General features: G+C 71.8%; 18 protein-coding genes. 8 read left to right on the top strand and 10 right to left on the bottom strand.

Annotated elements, in window-relative coordinates; genetic code table 11:
* Nucleotides 1-170: 170 nt before the first annotated feature.
* Nucleotides 171-983, bottom strand: coding sequence for an NAD-dependent epimerase/dehydratase family protein (locus ACWC2B_RS05605; protein WP_450715132.1), 813 nt, complete (start codon nt 981-983; stop codon nt 171-173).
* A gap of 292 nt (nt 984-1,275) precedes the next feature.
* Here ACWC2B_RS05605 and ACWC2B_RS05610 point away from each other — a divergent pair, with 292 nt between their 5' ends.
* From ACWC2B_RS05610 to ACWC2B_RS05620, 3 genes are all read left to right on the top strand, one after another.
* Entirely contained in the window at nt 1,276-2,310 is a 1,035-nt protein-coding gene (locus tag ACWC2B_RS05610; protein WP_450715133.1) for a 5-dehydro-4-deoxyglucarate dehydratase, read from the top strand.
* Nucleotides 2,307-3,449, top strand: a complete 1,143-nt coding sequence (locus ACWC2B_RS05615) for a hypothetical protein (protein ID WP_450715134.1) — start codon at nt 2,307-2,309, stop codon at nt 3,447-3,449. The genes ACWC2B_RS05610 and ACWC2B_RS05615 overlap by 4 nt, the downstream gene beginning before the upstream one ends.
* Before the next feature lie 1,040 nt (nt 3,450-4,489).
* Nucleotides 4,490-5,278 carry an HAD family acid phosphatase gene (locus ACWC2B_RS05620; RefSeq protein WP_450715135.1) on the top strand — a complete coding sequence of 263 codons (789 nt, stop codon included), beginning with the start codon at nt 4,490-4,492 and terminating at the stop codon, nt 5,276-5,278.
* Nucleotides 5,279-5,358: 80 nt separating this feature from the next.
* Here the strand turns inward: ACWC2B_RS05620 and ACWC2B_RS05625 are convergent, their stop codons facing one another.
* From ACWC2B_RS05625 to ACWC2B_RS05645, 5 genes are all read right to left on the bottom strand, one after another.
* The gene (locus ACWC2B_RS05625; RefSeq protein WP_450715136.1) at nt 5,359-6,831 is read right to left on the bottom strand and encodes a peptidoglycan D,D-transpeptidase FtsI family protein; all 1,473 of its coding nucleotides are present in this window, start codon (nt 6,829-6,831) and stop codon (nt 5,359-5,361) included.
* A 64-nt stretch (nt 6,832-6,895) separates the two neighbouring features.
* Entirely contained in the window at nt 6,896-7,549 is a 654-nt protein-coding gene (locus ACWC2B_RS05630; protein WP_450715137.1) for a response regulator, read from the bottom strand.
* Nucleotides 7,546-8,769: a sensor histidine kinase gene (locus ACWC2B_RS05635; RefSeq protein WP_450715138.1), complete on the bottom strand. Its 1,224-nt coding sequence runs from the start codon at nt 8,767-8,769 to the stop codon at nt 7,546-7,548. Before ACWC2B_RS05635 ends, ACWC2B_RS05630 begins: the two co-directional genes overlap by 4 nt.
* The gene (locus ACWC2B_RS05640) at nt 8,766-9,749 is read right to left on the bottom strand and encodes a hypothetical protein (RefSeq protein WP_450715139.1); all 984 of its coding nucleotides are present in this window, start codon (nt 9,747-9,749) and stop codon (nt 8,766-8,768) included. The genes ACWC2B_RS05635 and ACWC2B_RS05640 overlap by 4 nt, the downstream gene beginning before the upstream one ends.
* Nucleotides 9,750-9,833: 84 nt before the next feature.
* Nucleotides 9,834-10,604, bottom strand: a complete 771-nt coding sequence (locus ACWC2B_RS05645; RefSeq protein WP_053729383.1) for an IclR family transcriptional regulator — start codon at nt 10,602-10,604, stop codon at nt 9,834-9,836.
* Between the two features lie 153 nt (nt 10,605-10,757).
* On the opposite strand from ACWC2B_RS05645, the gene ACWC2B_RS05650 reads away from it, so the two are divergent.
* Complete coding sequence (locus ACWC2B_RS05650) at nt 10,758-12,287, top strand: aldehyde dehydrogenase (NADP(+)) (RefSeq protein WP_450715140.1); 1,530 nt, start codon at nt 10,758-10,760, stop codon at nt 12,285-12,287.
* A 135-nt stretch (nt 12,288-12,422) separates the two neighbouring features.
* Here ACWC2B_RS05650 and ACWC2B_RS05655 read toward each other — a convergent pair whose 3' ends face one another.
* Entirely contained in the window at nt 12,423-13,829 is a 1,407-nt protein-coding gene (locus tag ACWC2B_RS05655) for an MFS transporter (protein ID WP_450715141.1), read from the bottom strand.
* A 70-nt stretch (nt 13,830-13,899) separates the two neighbouring features.
* Here ACWC2B_RS05655 and ACWC2B_RS05660 point away from each other — a divergent pair, with 70 nt between their 5' ends.
* The 4 genes from ACWC2B_RS05660 (at nt 13,900) to ACWC2B_RS05675 (ending at nt 17,501) form a co-directional block, all read left to right on the top strand.
* A complete protein-coding gene (locus tag ACWC2B_RS05660; RefSeq protein WP_450715142.1) occupies nt 13,900-14,859 on the top strand; it encodes a GlxA family transcriptional regulator in 960 nt (319 codons plus the stop codon).
* An 85-nt stretch (nt 14,860-14,944) separates the two neighbouring features.
* Complete coding sequence (locus ACWC2B_RS05665) at nt 14,945-15,652, top strand: DsbA family oxidoreductase (RefSeq protein WP_450715143.1); 708 nt, start codon at nt 14,945-14,947, stop codon at nt 15,650-15,652.
* An 83-nt stretch (nt 15,653-15,735) separates the two neighbouring features.
* Entirely contained in the window at nt 15,736-16,785 is a 1,050-nt protein-coding gene (locus tag ACWC2B_RS05670; protein WP_450715144.1) for an aminotransferase class V-fold PLP-dependent enzyme, read from the top strand.
* 14 nt (nt 16,786-16,799) lie between these two features.
* A complete protein-coding gene (locus ACWC2B_RS05675) occupies nt 16,800-17,501 on the top strand; it encodes a hypothetical protein (protein ID WP_450715145.1) in 702 nt (233 codons plus the stop codon).
* Here ACWC2B_RS05675 and ACWC2B_RS05680 read toward each other — a convergent pair.
* The 3 genes from ACWC2B_RS05680 to ACWC2B_RS05690 form a co-directional block, all read right to left on the bottom strand.
* Entirely contained in the window at nt 17,476-18,144 is a 669-nt protein-coding gene (locus ACWC2B_RS05680; RefSeq protein ID WP_450715146.1) for a hypothetical protein, read from the bottom strand. The two genes, ACWC2B_RS05675 and ACWC2B_RS05680, sit on opposite strands and share 26 nt — an antisense overlap.
* A 130-nt stretch (nt 18,145-18,274) precedes the next feature.
* Nucleotides 18,275-19,135, bottom strand: a complete 861-nt coding sequence (thpD, locus tag ACWC2B_RS05685; RefSeq protein ID WP_450715147.1) for an ectoine hydroxylase — start codon at nt 19,133-19,135, stop codon at nt 18,275-18,277.
* A gap of 2 nt (nt 19,136-19,137) precedes the next feature.
* Nucleotides 19,138-19,542 carry an ectoine synthase gene (locus ACWC2B_RS05690; RefSeq protein ID WP_450715148.1) on the bottom strand — a complete coding sequence of 135 codons (405 nt, stop codon included), beginning with the start codon at nt 19,540-19,542 and terminating at the stop codon, nt 19,138-19,140.
* Nucleotides 19,543-19,583: the final 41 nt, after the last annotated feature.

The raw sequence follows: 19,583 nt of genomic DNA on the forward strand, positions 1-19,583 counted from the left end.
ACGGACCTCGACGGACCTCAATGGACCTCGACGGACCTTCAACCTCGGCGAACCTCGAACATCCATAGGCCTCGAACCTCGACGAACCTCCAACCCCCATGGGCCTCGAACCTCGAACCTCGACCGGATGCCGGCGTCGTGCTCCCCGTGCTGCTCCCGTGCCCCCAGGGTCAGTGCGGCCAGATCGGCGGGTCGGTGGTGAAGTGGCCGCCGAGGCGGGCGTGCTCGGGCTGGTCCGGGTCGAGTTCGCCCTGCTCGGCCACGAGCTTCTCCGCGTACCGCTCGGAGTCGTCCCGTGGCTCGTAGCCGAGCGCCCGCGCCGATGAAAGGTCCCACCACAGGCGGGTGTTGGCGGACGACCCGTACACCACGGTGTGCCCGACCCGCTCCGCCGTGAGCGCGGCGTGGAAGAGGCGGGCGCCGTCGCCGGGGCTCAGCCAGATCGACAGCATCCGTACGGAGGTGGGCTCCGGGAAGCAGGAGCCGATGCGGACCGAGACGGTCTCCAGGCCGTGCTTGTCCCAGTAGAACTGCGCGAGGTCCTCGCCGAAGGCCTTGGAAAGCCCGTAGAACGTGTCGGGCCGGTGCGCGGTGGCGACCGGAATCAGCGGGTCGTCCGCGTCCAGGGGGCGGGGCGTGAAGCCCACCGCGTGGTTGGAGGAGGCGAACGCGATCCGCCGTACGCCCTCCTCGCGCGCGGCCTCGTAGAGGTTGTACGTGCCCTCGATGTTGGCCTTGAGGATCTTGTCGAAGGAGGCTTCGAGAGAGATCCCCGCGAGGTGGAGCACCGCGTCGACCCCGCGGACCGCCTCGCGCAGCGCGTCCTTGTCGGCGAGGTCGGCGGTGATCGCCCCCGGCTCACCGGGGATCGGCAGCACGTCCAGGAGCCGCAGCTCGTATCCGTACGCCGGGAGCAGCCCGCGCATCAGGGTGCCGAGCCCGCCGGCGGCGCCGGTGAGCAGGACGGTGCGGGGACGGGGCATGGGCTCTCCTCGGGGTGGGGGCGGGCGGTCCAGGGAGCCGCAAGAGGTAACGGCCTGCGCAATCATCTACTGTATCCATGGATGCAGTTCACATGCGTGGACACGCTAGGGAGCGCGGTCGAACCACGTCAAGTGGCGCGCCGAGGCGTCGAATCCGCCCGGGCGTCAGGGCTGTTCACCTTGACCGACGCCTGGGCGCGGGCTTAGCGTGGCGTCGTTCAGAAATATGGACGACGGTCAGAATTGTGCACGCCGGTCGCCCTCGTGACGGTCCTTGCCCAGGGAGCAGCCCGTGACCTCAGCCCCGCTCGCCGCCCGTCTCACCCACGTCAGCGGGCCGCTGTTCTTCCCCGTGACCGCGTACGGGCCGGGCGGCGGCCTCGACCTCGACACCTTCCGCGCGCACGTGCGCAACGGGATCCAGGCCGGTGCCGCCGCGGTGTTCGCCTGTTGCGGCACGGGGGAGTTCCATGCTCTGACCCCGCAGGAGTTCCGGGACTGTGTCGCCGCGGCGGTCGAGGAGAGCGCGGGCCGCGTCCCGGTGGTCGCGGGCGCCGGGTACGGCACGGCCCTCGCCGTCCAGTACGCCCGGCTTGCGGAGGAGGCCGGCGCCGACGGGCTGCTCGCGATGCCGCCGTACCTCGTCGTCGCCGACCAGGCGGGCCTGCTGCGCCACTACACCGAACTGGCCGCGGCGACCTCGCTCGACGTCATCGTCTACCAGCGCGACAACGCGATCCTCACCCCCGAGACCGCCGTCGCGCTGGCCCGCGTCGACGGCATCATCGGCTTCAAGGACGGCCTGGGCGACCTCGACCTGATGCAGCGGATCGTCAGCGCCGTACGCTCGGCGGGCCTGGACCCGCTGTACTTCAATGGCCTGCCCACCGCCGAACTCACCGGCCTCGCCTACCGCGGCATCGGCATCACCCTGTACTCCTCCGCGGTGTTCTGCTTCGCGCCCGACATCGCGCTGGCCTTCCACCGGGCACTGGCGACGGGCGACGACGAGACGGCCAACCGCCTCCTCGACGGGTTCTTCGTCCCGCTCGTGGAACTGCGCAACCAGGGCCGCGGATACGCCGTTTCGCTGGTCAAGGCAGGGGTGCGGCTGAGCGGCCTGGAGGTGGGCGAGGTCCGGCCGCCGTTGAGCGAGCCGGACGCGGACCACGTCAAGCAGTTGGCCGCGCTGATCGAGCGGGGGCGGGAGTTGTTGGCTTCGGGGGAGAGTGGGGTGGGCGGGGCCGGTGTGTCCGGGGTCGCCGCACCCGGGGCAGGCGGAGGAGGATCGGCACCCGGGGCGCCCGCTTCCGGGGCGGGCGTGTGAAGGCCTCCGCGTTCCTCTATCCCTGGGACGTCCTCGGCGACCCGGACGCCCCCGCCCGCATCGCGGACCTCGGGGTCGGCCAGGTGACGCTCGCCTCCGCCTACCACTCGACCCGCGCCCTGACGCCCCGTCACCCGCGCCACCGCATCGTCACGGCCGAGCACGCGGCGATGCTATATCCCCCCGATGAACCAGCATGGCAGGAAAGGGAGTTGAGGCCCTACCCGGCCGGGTCCTGGGCGCCGGGTGATGCCTACGGTGAGGCCGCCGAGGCGCTGGCGGCGGCCGGGCTCGACGTGCACTCCTGGGTGGTGCTCGCACACAACTCCCGGCTCGGCGCGGAGCACCCCACCATCTCGGTGGTCAACGCCTATGGCGACCGCTACCCCTGGGCGCCGTGCATCGCCCAGCCCCGGGTCCGCGCGTACCTCGTCGCGCTGGCGGCGGAGGCTGCGGTGCGGCCCGGCACGTCCGGCACGGAACTGGAGTCCTGCGGCTGGTACGGCCTCGCGCACCTGCACGCCCACGACAAAATCGCGGGGGCATCCCTGGACGACACCGCGCAGTACCTGATGTCGCTCTGCTTCTGCGCGTCCTGCGAGCGGGGGTACGCCGAAGTCGGCCTGGACGCGGGCGAGTTGAGGGTACGGGTGCGGGGGGCGCTGGAGCCGGTGTGGCGGGGTGGGCCGGTGGGGGCGTCCGGCGGTGAACTGCGCGCGGCCACGCTGGAGTTCCGCGCGCGGGTTGCGAGGGAGCTCCAGGAGGAGGCCGTCGCGGCGGTACGGGCCCGGGCCCGGCCGGGGTTTCAGGTGCTGCTGCACGCGGATCCGCGGAGGGATCGGTGCGGGGCCAACGCGGGGGTCGACCCTGGGCGCATTCTCGGCGTGGCCGACGGGGTGGTCGTGCCCTGCGCGGGCGGGCCGGAACTTCTCGCGCCCTTCGCCATGAGGGGGGTCTTGGGGGCGGTGCTTGCCGCGAACTTCACGGTGGTGTCGGGGATGGGGGGTCGGCCGGGTGCGCTGGCGGAGGATGCGGCCCGGGCGGCGGCGCTGGGGGCGACGGAACTCCGGTTGTATCACGCGGGGTTGGCGTCGGAGGCGGACCTTGAGGCGGTGCGGGGGTCGGGGGTGCTGGGGTAGCCGCGTGCGGCGAGCTTCCCCACCCCGCCCCTTCCCCAGACCCTCCGGGGGATGGCTGCTGGGCTGCGGCCCGGCGGTCGTTGCCTGGGGCTCCGCCCCGGACCTCGCTCCTCAATCGCCGGAGAGGCTGAATGCGCTGTCGGTTGACTGCGGCCCGGTGGACGGCTGGTCGCGCACTTCCCCGCGCCCCCAGCAGCACGATCCCTGGCAGGGCCGAGCATCTGCAACCCGTCCGGCGAGCACGGGCACCAGTCCATATCCAGTCTGTCCGGTGAGTATGGACATCAGCCCAATTCCCGGCCCGTGCAGGGATCAGGAGGGCCCGACTCCCTGCCCGTCCAGGGGACACGGACATCAGCCCACATCCAGCCCGCCCGGTGAGCATGGACACCGGCCAGTCCGCACCTAGCCCGTGCAGGGATCAGGAGGGCCCGACTCCCTGCCCGTCCAGGGGACACGGACATCAGCCCACATCCAGCCCGCCCGGTGAGCATGGACACCAGCCGGTCCGCTCCTAGCCCGTGCAGGGATCAGGAGGGCCCCACCCCCTGCTCGTCCAGGGGCACGGACATCAGCCAGCCCGCTCCCGGCCTGTCCAAGGATTATGGACAGCAGCCCCCTCCCAGCCCGTCCAGGGATTACGCACAGCGGCCCGCTCCTAGCCAGGTCCGGCGAGGACGAGACGGCAGCCCACTCCGGCTCATCAAGTGATCGCGGACGCCAGCCGACCCCTAGCCTGTCCGGCGATTGAGGACGAGCGCCCTTCAGGCGCGAACGGGGTCTGGGGCGGAGCCCCAGCGCACCCCTCCCAGCCGCAACCCCACGCCGCGCGGCGCAGCCGCAGAGTGTCACAGCCGAGGCGGGGCGGGAGGAGCCAACGGGGCCTGGGCGGAGCCCCAGGTGTCGGTCGCCGGGCGCAGCCGGACCCGCCGCACCCCCGGAGCGGCGGGACAGAGCCCTACCCCCGGTAGGACACAGTGCGGCAAAGATTTCCGCATTTCCCCTGGCGGGGCGCCATGTGATGCGCGTAGACAATCCCCATGCGCACTCTCACCAAAGCCGCAGCCACCGCCGCCGCGTTCGCCGTCACCGGCGTCGCCTTCTACGGCGTCGGCGCGGCCTCCGCCGACAACGCCGCGCCGAAGTCGGACCGCGAGATCCCCAACATCACCAAGGTCGAAGACAAGATCAACGCCTACTACGGCGGTGCCGTCGACGCCTCCGGTAAGTTCCAGGCGTCGCCCACGAGCAACTACGCCAAGCAGGTCGCCGAGATAGAGGCCCGCGCCAAGCGGCAGATCAAGCACGCCGCCGAGCACCCCGGGCGGGACGGCCGTAAGCCCGCCATCGTCCTCGACGTCGACGACACGACGCTGCTGACGTACGACTACGAGAAGAAGAACGGCTTCGCCTACAACGCGGCCGCCTTCGACGCCTATGTGCAGAGCGCGCAGTCGATCGCCGTGTTCGGCATGCCCGACCTGGTCAACTACGCCGCCAAGAACGGCGTCACCGTCTTCTTCCTCACCGGCCGTGATGCCTCTCAGCGCACTGCAAGCGCCGCCAACCTCACCAAGGCGGGCTACAACGTGCCGGTCGACGCCGCCCACTTCTTCCTGAAGGACAAGGCCAACCCGCCGGCGTACCTGAGCTGCGGCAAGCCCACCTGGAGCTGCTCGACCGTCGACTACAAGGCCGGCACCCGCAAGCACATCGAGTCGCTCGGCTACAACATCGTGGCCAACCTCGGTGACCAGTACACCGACCTCTCGGGCGGCTACGCCGACAAGACGTACAAGATCCCGAACCCGATGTACTTCCTGCCGTAGCCCTTGGCCTCAGCGCAAACTGCTCCGGTCCGGGGCGCTCGTCCGTCCGCGTGCGCCCCGGGCCGGGCTTCACCCGGGGTTCACCGTGAGGCCAGTGCCGCCTTCATCATCGCCTGGGCGACCGGGCCCGCCAGGCCGTTGCCGCTGACCTCGGAGCGCTCGGCGTCGGAGTCCTGGATGACCACGGCCACCGCGACCTCCTTGCCGGTCTTCGCGTCCTTGGCGAACGAGGTGAACCAGGCGTACGGCTTCTTGGAGTTGTCCACTCCGTGCTGGGCCGTGCCCGTCTTGGCGCCCACCTCCATGCCGTCGATCTTCGCGTTGGACCCGGTGCCGTCGGTGACCACCGAGACCATCGCGCTGTACATCTGCTGAGCCGTCTTCGACGACATGATGCGGTTTCCATGCGAGTCCGAATCCGAGTCCGGATAGGACTGGAGGACGGCTCCCTTGGAGTCCGTCACCTTGGACACCATGTGCGGTGACGACATCACACCGTCGTTCGCTATGGCGGCCGACACCATGGCCATCTGCATCGGGGTCGCCGTCACGTCGAACTGGCCGATGCCGGACAACGCCGTCGACGACGCGTTCATGTGCTTCGGGTACACGCTCGCCTCGGCGCGCACGGGAACGTCCAACTCCGCGTTGTTGAAGCCGAACTTCTCGGCCATCGCCCGCACCTTGTCCTGGCCCAGGTCCACGGCCATCTTGCCGAAGACGTTGTTGCAGGAGTATTCGAGCGCCGTACGGATCGAGGCGTTCTCGCAGGGTGCGGACGCCGACTCGTTGCGCAGGTCCGTCGTCGTGCCCGGCATCCGGTACGGGTTGGGGCTCGCCGTCTTCTCGTCGATCGAGGAGTAGAGGCCGTTCTCCAGCGCCGCCGACGCCACCACCAGCTTGAACGTGGAACCCGGCGCCAGCGGCTGGCGCAGCGCCCGGTTGAGCATCGGCTGGCTCTTGTCCTCGGACAACTGCTTCCACACGTCGCCGTCCGCCGACGAGGAACCCGCGATCTTCGACGGGTCGTACGACGGCGTGGAGACCATGCCGAGGATGCGGCCGGTCTTCGGGTCCATCGCGACGGCCGCGCCCTCCTTGTCGCCGAGCGCCTGGAAGCCGGCCTTCTGCACCGCCGGGTCGATGGTCGTCAGGACGTCGCCGCCCGGCGCGCGCTGCCGGGTGAGCGCGTCGAACGGGTTCTGCATGCGCGGATCGCTGCCGTCGAGGACCTTGGAGTAGATCCCCTCCAGCTGCGTCGATCCGTAGACCTGCGAGGCGAAGCCGGTCACGGGCGCATACATCGGGCCGTCCTTGTAGCTGCGCCGATAGGCGAGGTCGCCGCTCTTCGTCCTTTCCGAGCCGGTGACCGGGGATCCGGCCACGATGATGTCCCCGAGCGGCTGCGAGTACTCCGCGATGGTGTTCCGCCGGTTCAGTTTGTCGTCCGCGAGGGCCTGGCTTTCGTAGAACTGCACATAGGTGGCTCGTCCGAGGAGGGCGAGCACCATCAGCAGACAGAAGACCGAGGCGCGCCTGATTGTCTTGTTCATCCCATACGCAAGACGGACGGGCCGGAGCGCGGAGTTCCTCTTGTCCCGTCTTCTCAGGAAACCTTCATCGGGGTCGTACGAAGCCCGACTCGTACGCCGCGATCACCGCCTGGGTGCGGTCGCGGGTGCCCGTCTTGGCCAGGACCGAGGCGACATGGGTCTTCACGGTGGCAGGTCCGACCCCCATCCGCCCGGCGATCTCCGCGTTGGTCAGGCCCGTCGTCATCAGGCGGAGCACCTCCGCCTCGCGTTCGGTGAGCCGGGCCGTCCAGGGGGCTGCGGCGCGGGAGGGCGAGTGCCGGGCGGCCAGTTCGCGCACCTTCGCGGGGAACAGGAGCGAGTCGCTGCGGGCGACCAGGCGGACCGCCTGGATCAGCTCATCGGCGGCGGCCCGCTTCAGGAGGAATCCGGAGGCGCCCGCGCGCAGCGCGTCGTACACGTAACTGTCGTTCTCGAAGGTCGTGACCACCACGATCCTCGGTGGCGCGGCCGACGTGGCCAGGATCTGTTCGGTGGCGCGGATGCCGTCGATCTCGGGCATCCGGACGTCCATCAGGACGACGTCGGGGCGCTTGTCGCGGACGACCGAGACGGCCTCTGCGCCCGTGGTGGCCTCGCCGACGACCTCCAGGTCGGGCTCGGCGTCGAGGATCACCCGCAGGGCCGTGCGCACCATCCGCTCGTCGTCGGCGATCACCACCCGCACCGCGCCGCTCATCGCGCACCGCCGAGCGGGAGGCGCGCGCTGAGCCGCCAGAGGTCGCCTTCCGAGCCCGCCGAGGCGTGCCCGCCGAGCAGCACGGCCCGCTCGGCGATGCCGCGCAGACCGCGTCCGCCGCCCGGCCGCACCACCGGCGCGACCCCGGACAGGGGGTTCTCCATCACAAGGACCAACTCTCCGTCGCCCACGGCGACTCGCAGGGTGACGGGTGAACTCCCGCCGTGGCGAAGGGCGTTGCTCAGACCCTCCTGGACGATCCGGTACGCCTCTCGCGAGACCAGTTCGGGCACCGAGGCCGGATCGCCCTCCAGGGTGTACGCCACCTTCAGGCCGGTGCGGGACAGCAGGCCCTCCAGGGCGGCGAGGCCCGGGGTCGCGAGATCGCCGTCGTCCTGGCGCAACAGGCCCAGTACGGAGTCGAGTTCGTCGACCGTGCGCCGGGTCGTCTCCTCGATGGCGGCGAGCGCCTCGCGTACGAACTCCGGGTCCGAGTCCAGGACGCGACGGGCCGCGCCCGCCTGGAGGGTCACCGCGCTCAGGGCGTGGCCCACCGAGTCGTGCAGCTCGCGCGCGAGCCGGTTGCGTACGGCCAGCTCCGCCGCGCGCTGTTCGGCGGCGGCCAACCGGTCGGCGGGCGACGGGCCGAGCAGCGCCGGTGCGAGCCGGGCGAGCAGCGCTCCGGCCGCTGCCGAACAGGCCGCAAGGCCGAGCAGCATCGCGATCCCGGCGACCGGGGCGAGCGCGATGCCCCAGCCGGTGGAGAGCGGGCCGGAGGTGCTGTACACGGTGTGGCGCAGGCCCGGGAAGGCGGGCAGCGCGATCAGGAACACCGTGAACGGCGGCAGCGCCAGGCTCATCCCGCTGAGGACCCCGCCGAGCGCGACATGCAGCGTGTACCAGGCGGCGGTGCGCAGCCGGGCGTCGCGCGAGCGCGCGGGCCCGTCGGCGAGCGCCGCCGGATCCACCCCGCACAGCGCCCGGGCGCCGAACACGAGCAGCGGCCGGGCGATCGGCACCAGGCCGGTGACGGCGGCGATGGGCAGCGCGATGGCGAAGGTGACGAGCGCCCGCGGGAACGAGTCGAAGGAGCTGGCGCCGGGTGCGTTCGAGCCGACGATGACGGAGCCCACCAGGAAGTACGGCATCAACAGGGCCCCGCCGATGACCAGATGGACCCAGCGGTGCCGGGCCCGTATGCCGAATAGTGCGCGTATCACGTGGTCCGGTCCGGGTGGCGGGAGCGGTCGGTGAAGAAGGCGGTGCCCATGGTGACGACCAGCATGCCGACGATCATCTGCACAGCGTAGGTGAGGTGCATCATCGTGGTGGGTTCCTCCGCCGTGCCGTCCGTGACCATGAGCGCGGAGAGCCAGAGCCAGCCGCCCCAGCAGGCGGTGGCGCCCGAACCCAGCCACGCCAGGGCCAACGGCACCCGGAGCGGAAGGGACCGGCCGAGCCCGAAGGCGAGCATCAGCACCCCCGCCGCGCCGAGCAGGGCGAACGCCGCGAACAGGGCCTCCACGACGTACTGGTCGGAGGTCCGTCCGTCGGCCATGGACGGGCTCAGGCCCGCCGCCGCACCCGTCGACCACAGCAGGTGCATCCCGGCCGGAAGCAGCGAAAGGACCGCGACGGCGACGGCGGCCGTCCGCGTCGCGGGCCGTACGGTCTCCTGCGGAAGCTCGCTGACCCGGCCGCGCCACAGGTGGCCCCAGCGGTCGCGGGCGTAGAGCGCGAACAGGGTGGCGAGCGCGAGGCCCTGGACGATGAAGCCCGTGTAGACGACGCCGAAGACCCACTCGTCGAGGTACGGGGTGCTGCCGGTGTCGGTGGGCTTGTTTACGGTGCCGCCGAGCGCCCGCACCAGGAGCTGGAGGGGATATCCGGTCATCACCGGCGCGAGCAGGCCGGTGGCGAGCCACATCGGCAGCGCGAGCAGCCAGGCCTTCACGCGCAGGCCCCAGGGCCTGGTCAGGAGCAGTGCGAGCACGATCACGCAGGCGTCCATGAGTACGGTGCCGCTGTTGGCCAGGGCCATGAAGGCACGGTGCTCAAGGAGGATGCTGTGCTCGGGGATGCCCAGGTGACTGCCCGCGACCCAGGCGATCTTGAGGGCGAGGTAGGGCAGGCAGGAGGCGATGGCGAGGGCCCGCAGGGTGGGACGCAGAGCGGGGCGCGTGAGGGCGACGGTGGTCATGTCCTCACGCTCCCGCGCGGGCACGGCCCATCGCGTCCTGCGCCCCGATGATCCGCCTCCGCCACGCGGGGGAGACGAGGCTCGTCAGAGGCGCCGGGTCGCCAGCGTCAGGCGGTCCCGCGCGTCGAACAGGGCGTCCTTCACCATCTGTTCGTGGGCCGGGGTGAGCCGGGCCACCGGCACCGAGCAGCTGATCGCATCGCGGGCCGGGGTGCGGTACGGGATCGCGACGCCGAAGCAGCGCAGGCCCAGCGTGTTCTCCTCGCGGTCCACGGCGTAGCCCTGCTCGCGGATGAGGTGCAGCTCCTCGATGAGCTTCTCGCGGTCGGTGATGGTGTGCTCGGTGAGCTGCTGGAGGGTCTCCGGGAGCAGCTTGCGCACCTGCTCGTCGCTGTGGGTGGCGAGCAGGGCCTTGCCGAGCGACGTCGAGTGGGCCGGCAGCCGGCGGCCGACGCGGGTGAACGGGCGCAGGTAGTGCTGGGACTGGCGGGTCGCGAGGTAGACCACGTTCGTGCCGTCGAGGCGGGCGAGGTGGATGGTCTCGGTGGTGTCGTCCGAGAGCCGGTCCAGGGTCGGGCGGGCCGCCGCGACCACTTCGTCGCCGTCGATGTACGAGGTGCCCACCAGCAGGGCCCGGACGCCGATTCCGTACCGGGTGCCGGTCGCGTCGGTCTCCACCCAGCCGAGCTCGACCAGGGTGCGAAGGAGCATGTAGAGGCTGGACTTGGGATAGCCCACCGCCTCCTGGACCGCGGCGAGGGAGTGCATTCCGGGCCGCCCCGCGAAATACTCAAGCAACTCGACGGTTCGCACCGCGGACTTGACCTGTGCTCCACCTGAATCGGCAGCCGACATTCAGCACCCCGCTCCTTCTCGCCCCGGCCGAAGCTTCTTGCCAAGGCGGAACGCCCGTTAATAGAGTTCCCAGCATATTCAGCATCGGGAACTCTGTTCAGAATACCGAACAAGTCCGGTGGGTGGCAGGAGCGGTAGCGGAAGGACAACGCGGTGAGCGCAGCAGCACCAGTCTGGAGTGTCGACCCCCGAACGGGGAAGCCGCGTGAAGAGGTTGCGGTGGAAGCCACGCCCGAGGAGGTCGACCAGGCAGTCCGGGCCGCCCACGCCGTTCGCGGGGCGCTGGCCGACCTGAGCGTACGCGCCGTCTTCCTGCGGACCGCGGCCGACCTCCTGGACGCCTCGGCCGAGCACGTGGTGGAGGCCGCCGACGCCGAGACGGCGCTCGGCCCGGTCCGGCTCACCGGTGAACTGGCCCGGACCACGGCCCAGTTGAGAGCCTTCGCCGAGGCCGTCGAGGACGGTTCCTTCCTCGACATACGCATCGACCACGCCGACCCGTCCCGCACCCCGCCGTGGCCGGACCTGCGGCGCGTCAAGATTCCCCTCGGGGTCGTCGCCGTCTACTCGGCCTCCAACTTCCCGCTCGCCTTCTCCGTGCCCGGCGGCGACACCGCGAGCGCGCTCGCGGCCGGCTGCCCCGTCGTCGTCAAGGCGCACCCCGACCACCCGGCGACCTCCGAACTCTGCGTCTCGCTCCTGCGCCGTGCCGCCGTCCGGGCCGGGCTCCCCGAGGACGTCGTCGTCCTGGTGCACGGCTTCACCGCGGGCGTCGAACTCGTACGCCATCCGCTGGTGTCGGCCGCCGGGTTCACCGGGTCGGTGCGCGGCGGGCGGGCGCTGTTCGACGCGGCGGCCGCGCGGCCCGCGCCCATCCCCTTCCACGGCGAGCTCGGCTCGCTGAACCCCGTCGTGGTGACGGCCGCCGCCGCCGAGGAGCGCGGCGAGCAGATCGGGGCCGGGCTCGGCACCTCGATGACCATGGGCGTCGGCCAGTTCTGCACCAAGCCGGGCTTCGTCCTGGCCCCGCGGGGCGAGGCGGGCGACGCCCTGCTCAAGGCCCTCACGGCGGCCGTCAGCGACACCGACGCCGGGGTCATGCTCGACCACCGGATGCGGGACGCGTTCGTCGCCGGGGTCGCCGAGCGGGCCGCGCTGCCCGGCGTCGAGGCCCCGGTCACGCCCGGCGCGGGCGGCGAGCACACGGTGAGCGGCGGCTTCCTGACCGTACCGGCCGCGCTGCTGGCGGAGGGGGACGGGCTCGACCTGCTCCTGGAGGAGTGCTTCGGACCGGTCACCGTCGTCGCCCGGTACGCGGACGAGAGCGAGATCGGCGCGGTGCTCTCGCGCCTGCCGGGCAACCTCACCGCCACCCTCCAGATCTCCTCCGCCGAGGCGGAGGGCGAGGGCTCCGGGGCCCAACTCCTCGCGGAACTCACCCGGTTGGCGGGCCGCGTCCTGGTCGACGGCTGGCCCACCGGGGTCGCGGTCGCCCCCGCCCAGCACCACGGCGGCCCCTACCCGGCGTCCACCTCCACCTCCACCTCGGTCGGCGCCACCGCCGTGGAGCGCTGGCTGCGCCCGGTCACCTACCAGAGCACCCCGCAGGCACTGCTGCCGCCGGAACTGCGCGACGACAACCCGCTGGGGCTGCCCCGCCGGGTGAACGGGACGCTCGGATAAGGGGTGCGTGGCGTCCGAGGGCGGGGTGCGCCGGGGCCTCCGCCCCGGACCCCGTTCGCGCCGTAAGAGCCCCGTCCTCAAGGGGGAGCGACCAGCCACCCGCGACCCGCAGCCCAACGCATGCCCCCGGAGGGTCTAGGGAAGGGGCGGGGTGGGGAATCGCTCAGCCGTCCGCAGCCGCATCGTCCCCGCCGCGGACAGCGCGAACAGCCCCGCCGCGACCAGCAGACTCGTGCGCAGGCCCGGCACGAAGCCGCCGTCGCCCGCGACCAGCGCGCCGAACACCGCGATGCTGAGGGCGCCCGCGACCTGCCGGGCCGCGTTGAGGACACCGGCCGCAAGCCCCGCCCGCTCCTGCGGCAGCGCCTCCATCATCGCGGCGGTCAGCGCGGGCACCGAGATGCCGCAGCCGAGTGCGAGCGGGACCATCAGGAACGCGGCGAGCAGCGTGGGGGTGTGCTCGTCGGCCAGGAGGAGCACCAACAGCCCTGCCACGGCGAGGAGTTGGCCGCTCAGCATCGGTACGCGCGGCCCGTACCGGTTGGACAACTTGCCGGAGAGGACGTTCACGACCGGGATCAGCGCTGTCATCGGGAGGAACATCAGCCCGGCCGTCAGGGCGGATTCCCCGCGTACCCGCTGGAAGTAGAGGCTGAAGGCGAAGATCACCCCGTAGAAGGCGACGCTGGCCGCGGAGCCCGCGCCGATGGCGACGACCACCGTCCGGTCGCGGAACAGGCCGAGCGGCACCACCGGGTGCGCCACCCGCCGCTCGATCAGCCAGAACACGACCCCGGCGGCCAGCGCGAGGGCGCCCGCCACGATCCGTACCGTGCCCTGCTCGATCACCGCGAAGGCCAGCGCGGCGAGCGCGACCGCCGCCGCGAGCTGGCCCGGCAGGTCGAGCGGTGCGGGGCGGCGCTCGCTCCGCGGTGCGCGGGCGGTCAGGGCGAGGGCGGCGAGGCCCAGGGGCAGGTTGATGAAGAAGATGCCGCGCCAGTCCCACACCGTGGTCAGCGCGCCGCCCGCGACCGGGCCGAGCGCGACGGCCGCCGAACCCCCGGCCGCCCAGAGCGCCACCGCCCTGGCCCGCCGGGCGGGGTCCGGATAGGCCTGGCGGACCAGGGCGAGGGACGCGGGCAGGACCACCGCGGCCGCCACGCCCTGGACGACGCGGGCGCCGATCAGCGTGTCGAGGTTCGGGGCCAGGCCGCAGGCCGCCGAGGCGAGGGTGAAGACGACCGTGCCCAGCGCGTACGCCTTCGCCGAGCCGATCCGGTCGGCGAAGGCGCCGGTCGAGAGCATCAGCGCGGCGAACGCGAGGGTGTAGGCGTCCACCACCCACTGGAGCCCGGACATGCCGCCGCCGAGGTCGCTGCCGATCGCGGGCAGCGCCACGTTCACCACGGACGCGTCCAGCGTGATGAGTGCGAAGCCGAGCAGGGAGGCGGCGAGGGTCAGGGCGGGGGAGGACCCGCGCGGCGGCTTCGGGGTCAACAGGCGGTCGGCGGGCGGGGCTTGGAGTGCGGTGTTCGGTGACATGCCCCCAGCTTGGCGAGCATGGGCCGCGTACAGTAGTGGCCTGAATGCCATACGTCCGGAGGTTCTGGCCATGCCGCTGCACCGGGTCGCCGTCATCGCGCCCTCGCCCGTCTCGATGTTCAACCTCGCCATCCCCGAGCTGCTCTTCAGCAAGGTCGAGGTCGACGGCGGGCCCGGCTACGAGGTGGTCGTCTGCACCCCCGAGCCGGGACCGATCACCACGACCGGCGGCCTCGACCTGTATGTGGGCCGGGGCCTGGACGCGGTCGAGGGCGCCGACACGGTCCTGGTCGCCGGGACCGGCCAGCGCTACGAGGCCGACCCGCGCACGGTGGCCGTGGTCGCGAAGGCGGCCGCCGAGGGCGTGCGCATCGCGTCCATCTGCAGCGGCGCCTTCGTGCTCGCCGAGGCCGGACTGCTCGACGGGCGCAGCGCCACCACGTACTGGGAACTCGGCGAGGAACTGCGCAGGCGCTACCCGGCGCTCGACCTCAAGGGCGATGTCCTGTACGTGCAGGACGGCAATGTCATGACCTCGTCCGGGTACGCGGCCGGGATCGACCTGTGCCTGCACATCATCCGCACCGACTACGGCGCCGCCGTCGCCAACAAGGTGGCCCGCCAGGCGCTGGTCGCGCCGGTGCGGCCGGGCGGGCAGACCCAGTTCACCCAGACCCCGCTGCCCGCCGAGCGCGGGACGGTCTGCGCGGACACCCGGGGCTGGGCGATGCGCAACCTCGACAAGCCGCTCACCCTGACCGACCTGGCCCGGCACGCGGGCGTCAGCGTGCGCACCCTGACCCGGCGCTTCCACGCCGAGAGCGGGGTGAGCCCGCTCCAGTGGCTGCTGCACCAGCGCATCGAGCGGGCCAAGGAGCTCCTGGAGACGACCACCCTGGCCATGGACCAGGTCGCCGAGGCCAGCGGCCTGGGTAGCGCCGACTCCCTGCGCGGCCACCTCGTGCGGCGCACCGGGCTCACGCCGAGCGCCTACCGGGCCACCTTCAGCAGGCTGGCCCCGGCGGCCTGACCTGGGCGAAAGCGCTCGGGAATGGGCCGGGCACCCCGCGCGTTGGCCTAAAACGTACGACCTTCAACAAACTGAGAGAAGTGACATGCGCGTCGAGATCTGGAGCGACATCGCCTGCCCGTGGTGCTACATCGGCAAGGCCCGCTTCGAGAAGGGCCTGGCGGAGTTCGCCCACCGCGACGACATCGAGGTGGTCCACCGATCCTTCGAGCTCGACCCGGGCCGCGCCAAGGGCGACATCGGCCCGGTGATCCCGATGCTGGCCAAGAAGTACGGCCGCACCATCGAGGAGGCCCGCGAGATGGAGGCGCACGTCGCCTCCAACGCGCACGCCGAGGGTCTCGGCTACCTGGCCGACGGCCGCGACCACGGCAACACCTTCGACATCCACCGCGTTCTGCACCTCGCCAAGGCGCGCGGCCGCCAGAGCGAACTGCTCGACCTCGCGTACCGGGCCAACTTCGCCGAGGAGCGCTCCGTCTTCGACCCGGAGGTCCTGGTCGAGATCGCCGTCGCGGCCGGCCTGGACGCCGACGAGGTCCGTACGGTCCTTGCCGACGAGGACGCCTACGCCGACGAGGTGCGCGCCGACGAGCGCGAGGCGGCCGAGCTCGGCGCCAACGCCGTCCCGTTCTTCGTGCTCGACCGCAAGTACGGGATCTCCGGCGGCCAGCCCGCCGAGGTCTTCACCCAGGCCCTCGACCAGGCCTGGCAGTCGCACACCCCGGCCCTGAAGACCATCGAGGGCGACGCCGGGGCCTGCGGGCCCGAGGGGTGCGAGGTTCCCCGGTAACACCCCATTCATAAGGGTTGCTTAGGGGCATCAGTCAATTTTGCCCAATTGACTTGGGGTCGGCGGGGATTCAGGGTGGAGCCATGGAACTGGACTCCCTCGCGCGCGGCGAATTCGCGCCGCAGACCACCTACCTCAACACCGCGAGCACCGGGCTGCTGCCCGCCCGCACCGTGGCGGCCCTGGGTGAAGCCGTGGCCGCCTCGGCAGCCGGGGCGCCGACCGACATGTTCGGCGACGTGGAGGCGGCCCGCGCCACCTACGCCCGGCTCGCCGGCGTGCCCGTGCGGCGCGTCGCGGCCGGCGCGTCCGTCGCCGTCTACACCGGACTCGTCGCGGCCTCGCTGCCCGAAGGCTCCGAAGTCCTCGTCGCCGAGGCCGACTTCAGCTCCGTGGTGAACCCGTTCCACATGCGCGGCGACCTGAAGGTGCGCACCGCACCCCTGGAGCGGCTCGCCGAGGCGGTGCGGCCGGGCACCGCGCTGGTCGCGGTCAGCGCCGTCCAGTCCGCCGACGGCCGCATCGCCGACCTCGCCGCGATCCGCGAGGCCGCCCGTGCCCACGGCGCCCGCACCCTGGTCGACGTGTCCCAGGGCGCGGGCTGGTACCCCATCGACGCCGACGCGTACGACTACACGGTGACCGTCGGCTTCAAGTGGCTGACCACCCCGCGCGGCGTCGCCTTCCTCACCGTCCCCGACGACCTCGGCGGCCTGAACCCGATCTTCGCGGGCTGGGTGGCCGGCGAGCACCCCTGGGACACCTGCTACGGGCCCATCGAGGAACTCGCCCACTCCGCACGGCGATTCGACGAGAGCCCCGCGCTCTTCTCGTACACCGGCGCCCGGCACTCCCTCGCGCTCGTCGAGGAGCTGGGCACCGAGCGCATCCGCGCCCACAACACCGCGCTCGCCGACCGCTTCCGCGCGGGGCTCGTGCCGCTCGGCTACGAGCCGGTGGCCGCACCCGGCTCGGCGATCGTCGCGGTGCCCGGACTAGGCCACCGCCAGGAGGAGTTGAGCCGCTCCGGCATCGAACTCTCCAACCGCGCGGGCAACCTGCGCGCGGCCTTCCACCTCTACACCTCGGCCGAGGACGTCGACCGCCTGCTCGACCTGCTGCCCGCCCGCTGAGCCAGGGCGTGACCATGGATGCCAGCAACACCGAGCGGGTGCGCCAAGCCGTCCGCAACAACGCCGAGTGGTGCGCCGCGTTCTGCCGCGCGCACGGCATCGCGGGGGAGTCGGGACCGTACGCCTGGACCAGCCCGCGCAGAACCCCGCTCTACTATCCGGACGCCGTGACGCTCACCCCCGAGGCCTCGCCCCGCGACATCGTCGGCCGTATCGACCTCGCGGCACCCGGCGCCTCGGTGAAGGACAGCTTCGCCTCGCTCGACCTGACCGGCGACGGCTTCGATGTCCTCTTCGACGCGGAATGGATCCACCACCCGGCCCCGGAAGCCACCGGCGAGGGGTGGCAACCCGTGCGTACCGAGGGCGAGTTGGCCGAGTGGGAGCGGGCCTGGTCCGACGGGGACAGCGAAGGGCTCTTCCCGCCGGCGCTGCTCGCCGAAACCGCCCACACCTTCCTGGCGGAGCGCGACGCGGAAGGAAGAGTGGTCGCGGGAGCCATCGGCAGCAGGAGCGGACAGGTCGTGGGCATCTCCAACCTGTACGCCGTCGACGGTGACCAGGACGCGGCCTGGGCCGGCTGTCTCGCCACCGTCGCCCGCGCCTGGCCGGGCCTCGCGGTCGTCGGCTACGAGAGCGGCGACGACCTGGCCGCGGCGCTGCGCGCGGGCTTCACCGCGACCGGACCGCTCAGCGTGTGGCTGCACCGGGGCTGAGCGGCTCGCCGTACCAGCGCCACTTGTCCGGGCGGGCCCGCCCCGGCAGATCCGCCCGGCCGGTGGCCCAGAGCAGCACCCGCCAGCGGTCCTGGTCGTCCGGCACGTCCCGGAACAGCCGGGCGAGCACCCGGTCGCACAGACCCGCCGGTGGGGCCCAGGTCAGCCCGAGCCCCTCGGCCACGTCATGCGTGTGCAGCAGGGTCTCCACGACGCCCATGGCCCCGAACCCCTCCGGGTCCGAGACGCCGAAGCCGTGGTACGCCCGCACCTCCGGTGAGGCGGTGCGGACCATCGCGGTGAGCAGGGCGCCGCTCGCCTCCAGCGTCTGAAGCAGCCCGGCCGGCCCCGCCGCGCGGTCCGCGTGCACCGCGTTGCGGGGGCCGCCGGGACGTTTCGCCTCCCACAGGTACGGCACCTCGCCCTCCAGCGGCGGCTGGGCGGGACCGAGCTGCACCGCGTAGGCGAAGAGATCGTCCGAGAGGTGCTCGACGGTCTCCCAGCAGTCCCACTCCAGCGTTCCGGCCTTCACGCCCCAGTCCGCCGCGAGCCCGGCCCGCAGCGCGGTCACCGACAGGCGCACGGCGTGCTCGACGTCGGCGGCGGTGACGGGAGTTCGTGAAGTTTCATCGACCATGGACATGGAGGGACCGTACCAACGATCTCTGTGCGTACGGCCCCCGGGAGTCGACGTTCACCTCACCGGCGTGAAGTCCCTCGCCCCGATGCTGTGTCTCCCGGGGGCGACCCCCGGACCCCCGGCCGGGAGCGTCTCACCTCACCGGCGTGAAGTCCCTCGCCCCAATGAACTCCGGTCGGCGGATCGGGGCCGCGAAGGGTTCCTGCGCCGCGTTCTCCACGCTGTTGAAGACGATGAAGACGTTGCTGCGCGGGTACGGGGTGATGTTGTCCCCGGAGCCGTGCATCGCGTTGCAGTCGAACCAGGTCGCCGAGCCCGCCCGGCCGGTGAACAGGCGGATGCCGTGCCGGTCGGCCATCTTGGTGAGTGCCTCGTCGGAGGGCGTGCCCGCGTCCTGCATCTGGAGGGACTTCTTGTAGTTGTCCTTCGGGGTGGCGCCCTCGCAGCCGAGGAAGTCCCGGTGCGAGCCGGGCATGATCATCAGGCCGCCGTTGGTGTCGTGGTTCTCGGTCAGCGCGATCGAGACCGAGACCGCCCGCATCCGCGGCAGGCCGTCCTCGGCGTGCCAGGTCTCGAAGTCCGAGTGCCAGTAGAAGCCCGAGGCGCCGAAGCCCGGCTTCACGTTGATCCGCGACTGGTGGACGTACACGTCCGAGCCGAGGATCCGGCGCGCCGTGCCCACCACCCGCTCGTCGCGCACGAGCCGCCCGAAGAGCTCGCTGATCCGGTGCACCTCGAAGACCGAACGCACGGACTGCGACTGCGGTTCGATGATCGACCGCTCATCGGCACGTACGGAAGGATCGGCGATCAATCGCTCAAGTTCCGAGCGATAGAGCGATACTTCGTCGTCCGTGAGCAGATCTTCGATCGCGAGGAAGCCGTCCTGCTCGAACGATTCGAGTCCGGCGGACGGGCCCCAGACGACCGGGTCCTGGCGGGGTGTGATCACCTCGGCGGTGCCACGGGTGGGGTAGAGATCCTGGGCGGTCATGGTCAGCCCTCCTCGGGTTCGGTCAGCAGGGGGTAGACGCCGTTCTCGTCGTGGTCCTCCCGTCCGGTGACGGGCGGGTTGAAGACGCAGACGCAGCGGAAGTCGGTCTTGGGGCGCAGGGTGTGGCGCTCGTGGCCGTCGAGGAGATACATCGTGCCCGGCGCGATCCAGTGGGTCTCGCCGGTCTCCTCGTCGGTGAGCTCGGCCTCGCCCTCCGTGCACAACACGGCCTCGATGTGGTTGGCGTACCACATGGAGGTCTCGGTGCCCGCGTACAGGACGGTCTCGTGCAGGGAGAAGCCGACCTTCTCCTTCGCGAGCACGATCCGCTTGCTCTCCCAGGTGCCGGAGGCGGCCTTCACATGGCGGTCGGTGTTCTCGATGTCCTTCAACGAGCGGACGATCACGGTGAGTTGATGCCTTTCTGTCGCTGTACGCCGACTGCGTA

Source organism: Streptomyces sp. NPDC001415 (assembly GCF_053597395.1).

What these genes read in the sequence shown, in the direction of transcription:
- ACWC2B_RS05605 (WP_450715132.1), bottom strand. Translation starts at nt 983, where the DNA reads ATGCCCCGTCCCCGCACCGTCCTGCTCACCGGCGCCGCCGGCGGGCTC.
- ACWC2B_RS05620 (WP_450715135.1), top strand. Translation starts at nt 4,490, where the DNA reads ATGCGCACTCTCACCAAAGCCGCAGCCACCGCCGCCGCGTTCGCCGTC.
- ACWC2B_RS05625 (WP_450715136.1), bottom strand. Translation starts at nt 6,831, where the DNA reads ATGAACAAGACAATCAGGCGCGCCTCGGTCTTCTGTCTGCTGATGGTG.
- ACWC2B_RS05630 (WP_450715137.1), bottom strand. Translation starts at nt 7,549, where the DNA reads ATGAGCGGCGCGGTGCGGGTGGTGATCGCCGACGACGAGCGGATGGTG.
- ACWC2B_RS05640 (WP_450715139.1), bottom strand. Translation starts at nt 9,749, where the DNA reads ATGACCACCGTCGCCCTCACGCGCCCCGCTCTGCGTCCCACCCTGCGG.
- ACWC2B_RS05645 (WP_053729383.1), bottom strand. Translation starts at nt 10,604, where the DNA reads ATGTCGGCTGCCGATTCAGGTGGAGCACAGGTCAAGTCCGCGGTGCGA.
- ACWC2B_RS05655 (WP_450715141.1), bottom strand. Translation starts at nt 13,829, where the DNA reads ATGTCACCGAACACCGCACTCCAAGCCCCGCCCGCCGACCGCCTGTTG.
- ACWC2B_RS05660 (WP_450715142.1), top strand. Translation starts at nt 13,900, where the DNA reads ATGCCGCTGCACCGGGTCGCCGTCATCGCGCCCTCGCCCGTCTCGATG.
- ACWC2B_RS05665 (WP_450715143.1), top strand. Translation starts at nt 14,945, where the DNA reads ATGCGCGTCGAGATCTGGAGCGACATCGCCTGCCCGTGGTGCTACATC.
- ACWC2B_RS05670 (WP_450715144.1), top strand. Translation starts at nt 15,736, where the DNA reads ATGGAACTGGACTCCCTCGCGCGCGGCGAATTCGCGCCGCAGACCACC.
- ACWC2B_RS05675 (WP_450715145.1), top strand. Translation starts at nt 16,800, where the DNA reads ATGGATGCCAGCAACACCGAGCGGGTGCGCCAAGCCGTCCGCAACAAC.
- ACWC2B_RS05680 (WP_450715146.1), bottom strand. Translation starts at nt 18,144, where the DNA reads ATGTCCATGGTCGATGAAACTTCACGAACTCCCGTCACCGCCGCCGAC.
- thpD (WP_450715147.1), bottom strand. Translation starts at nt 19,135, where the DNA reads ATGACCGCCCAGGATCTCTACCCCACCCGTGGCACCGCCGAGGTGATC.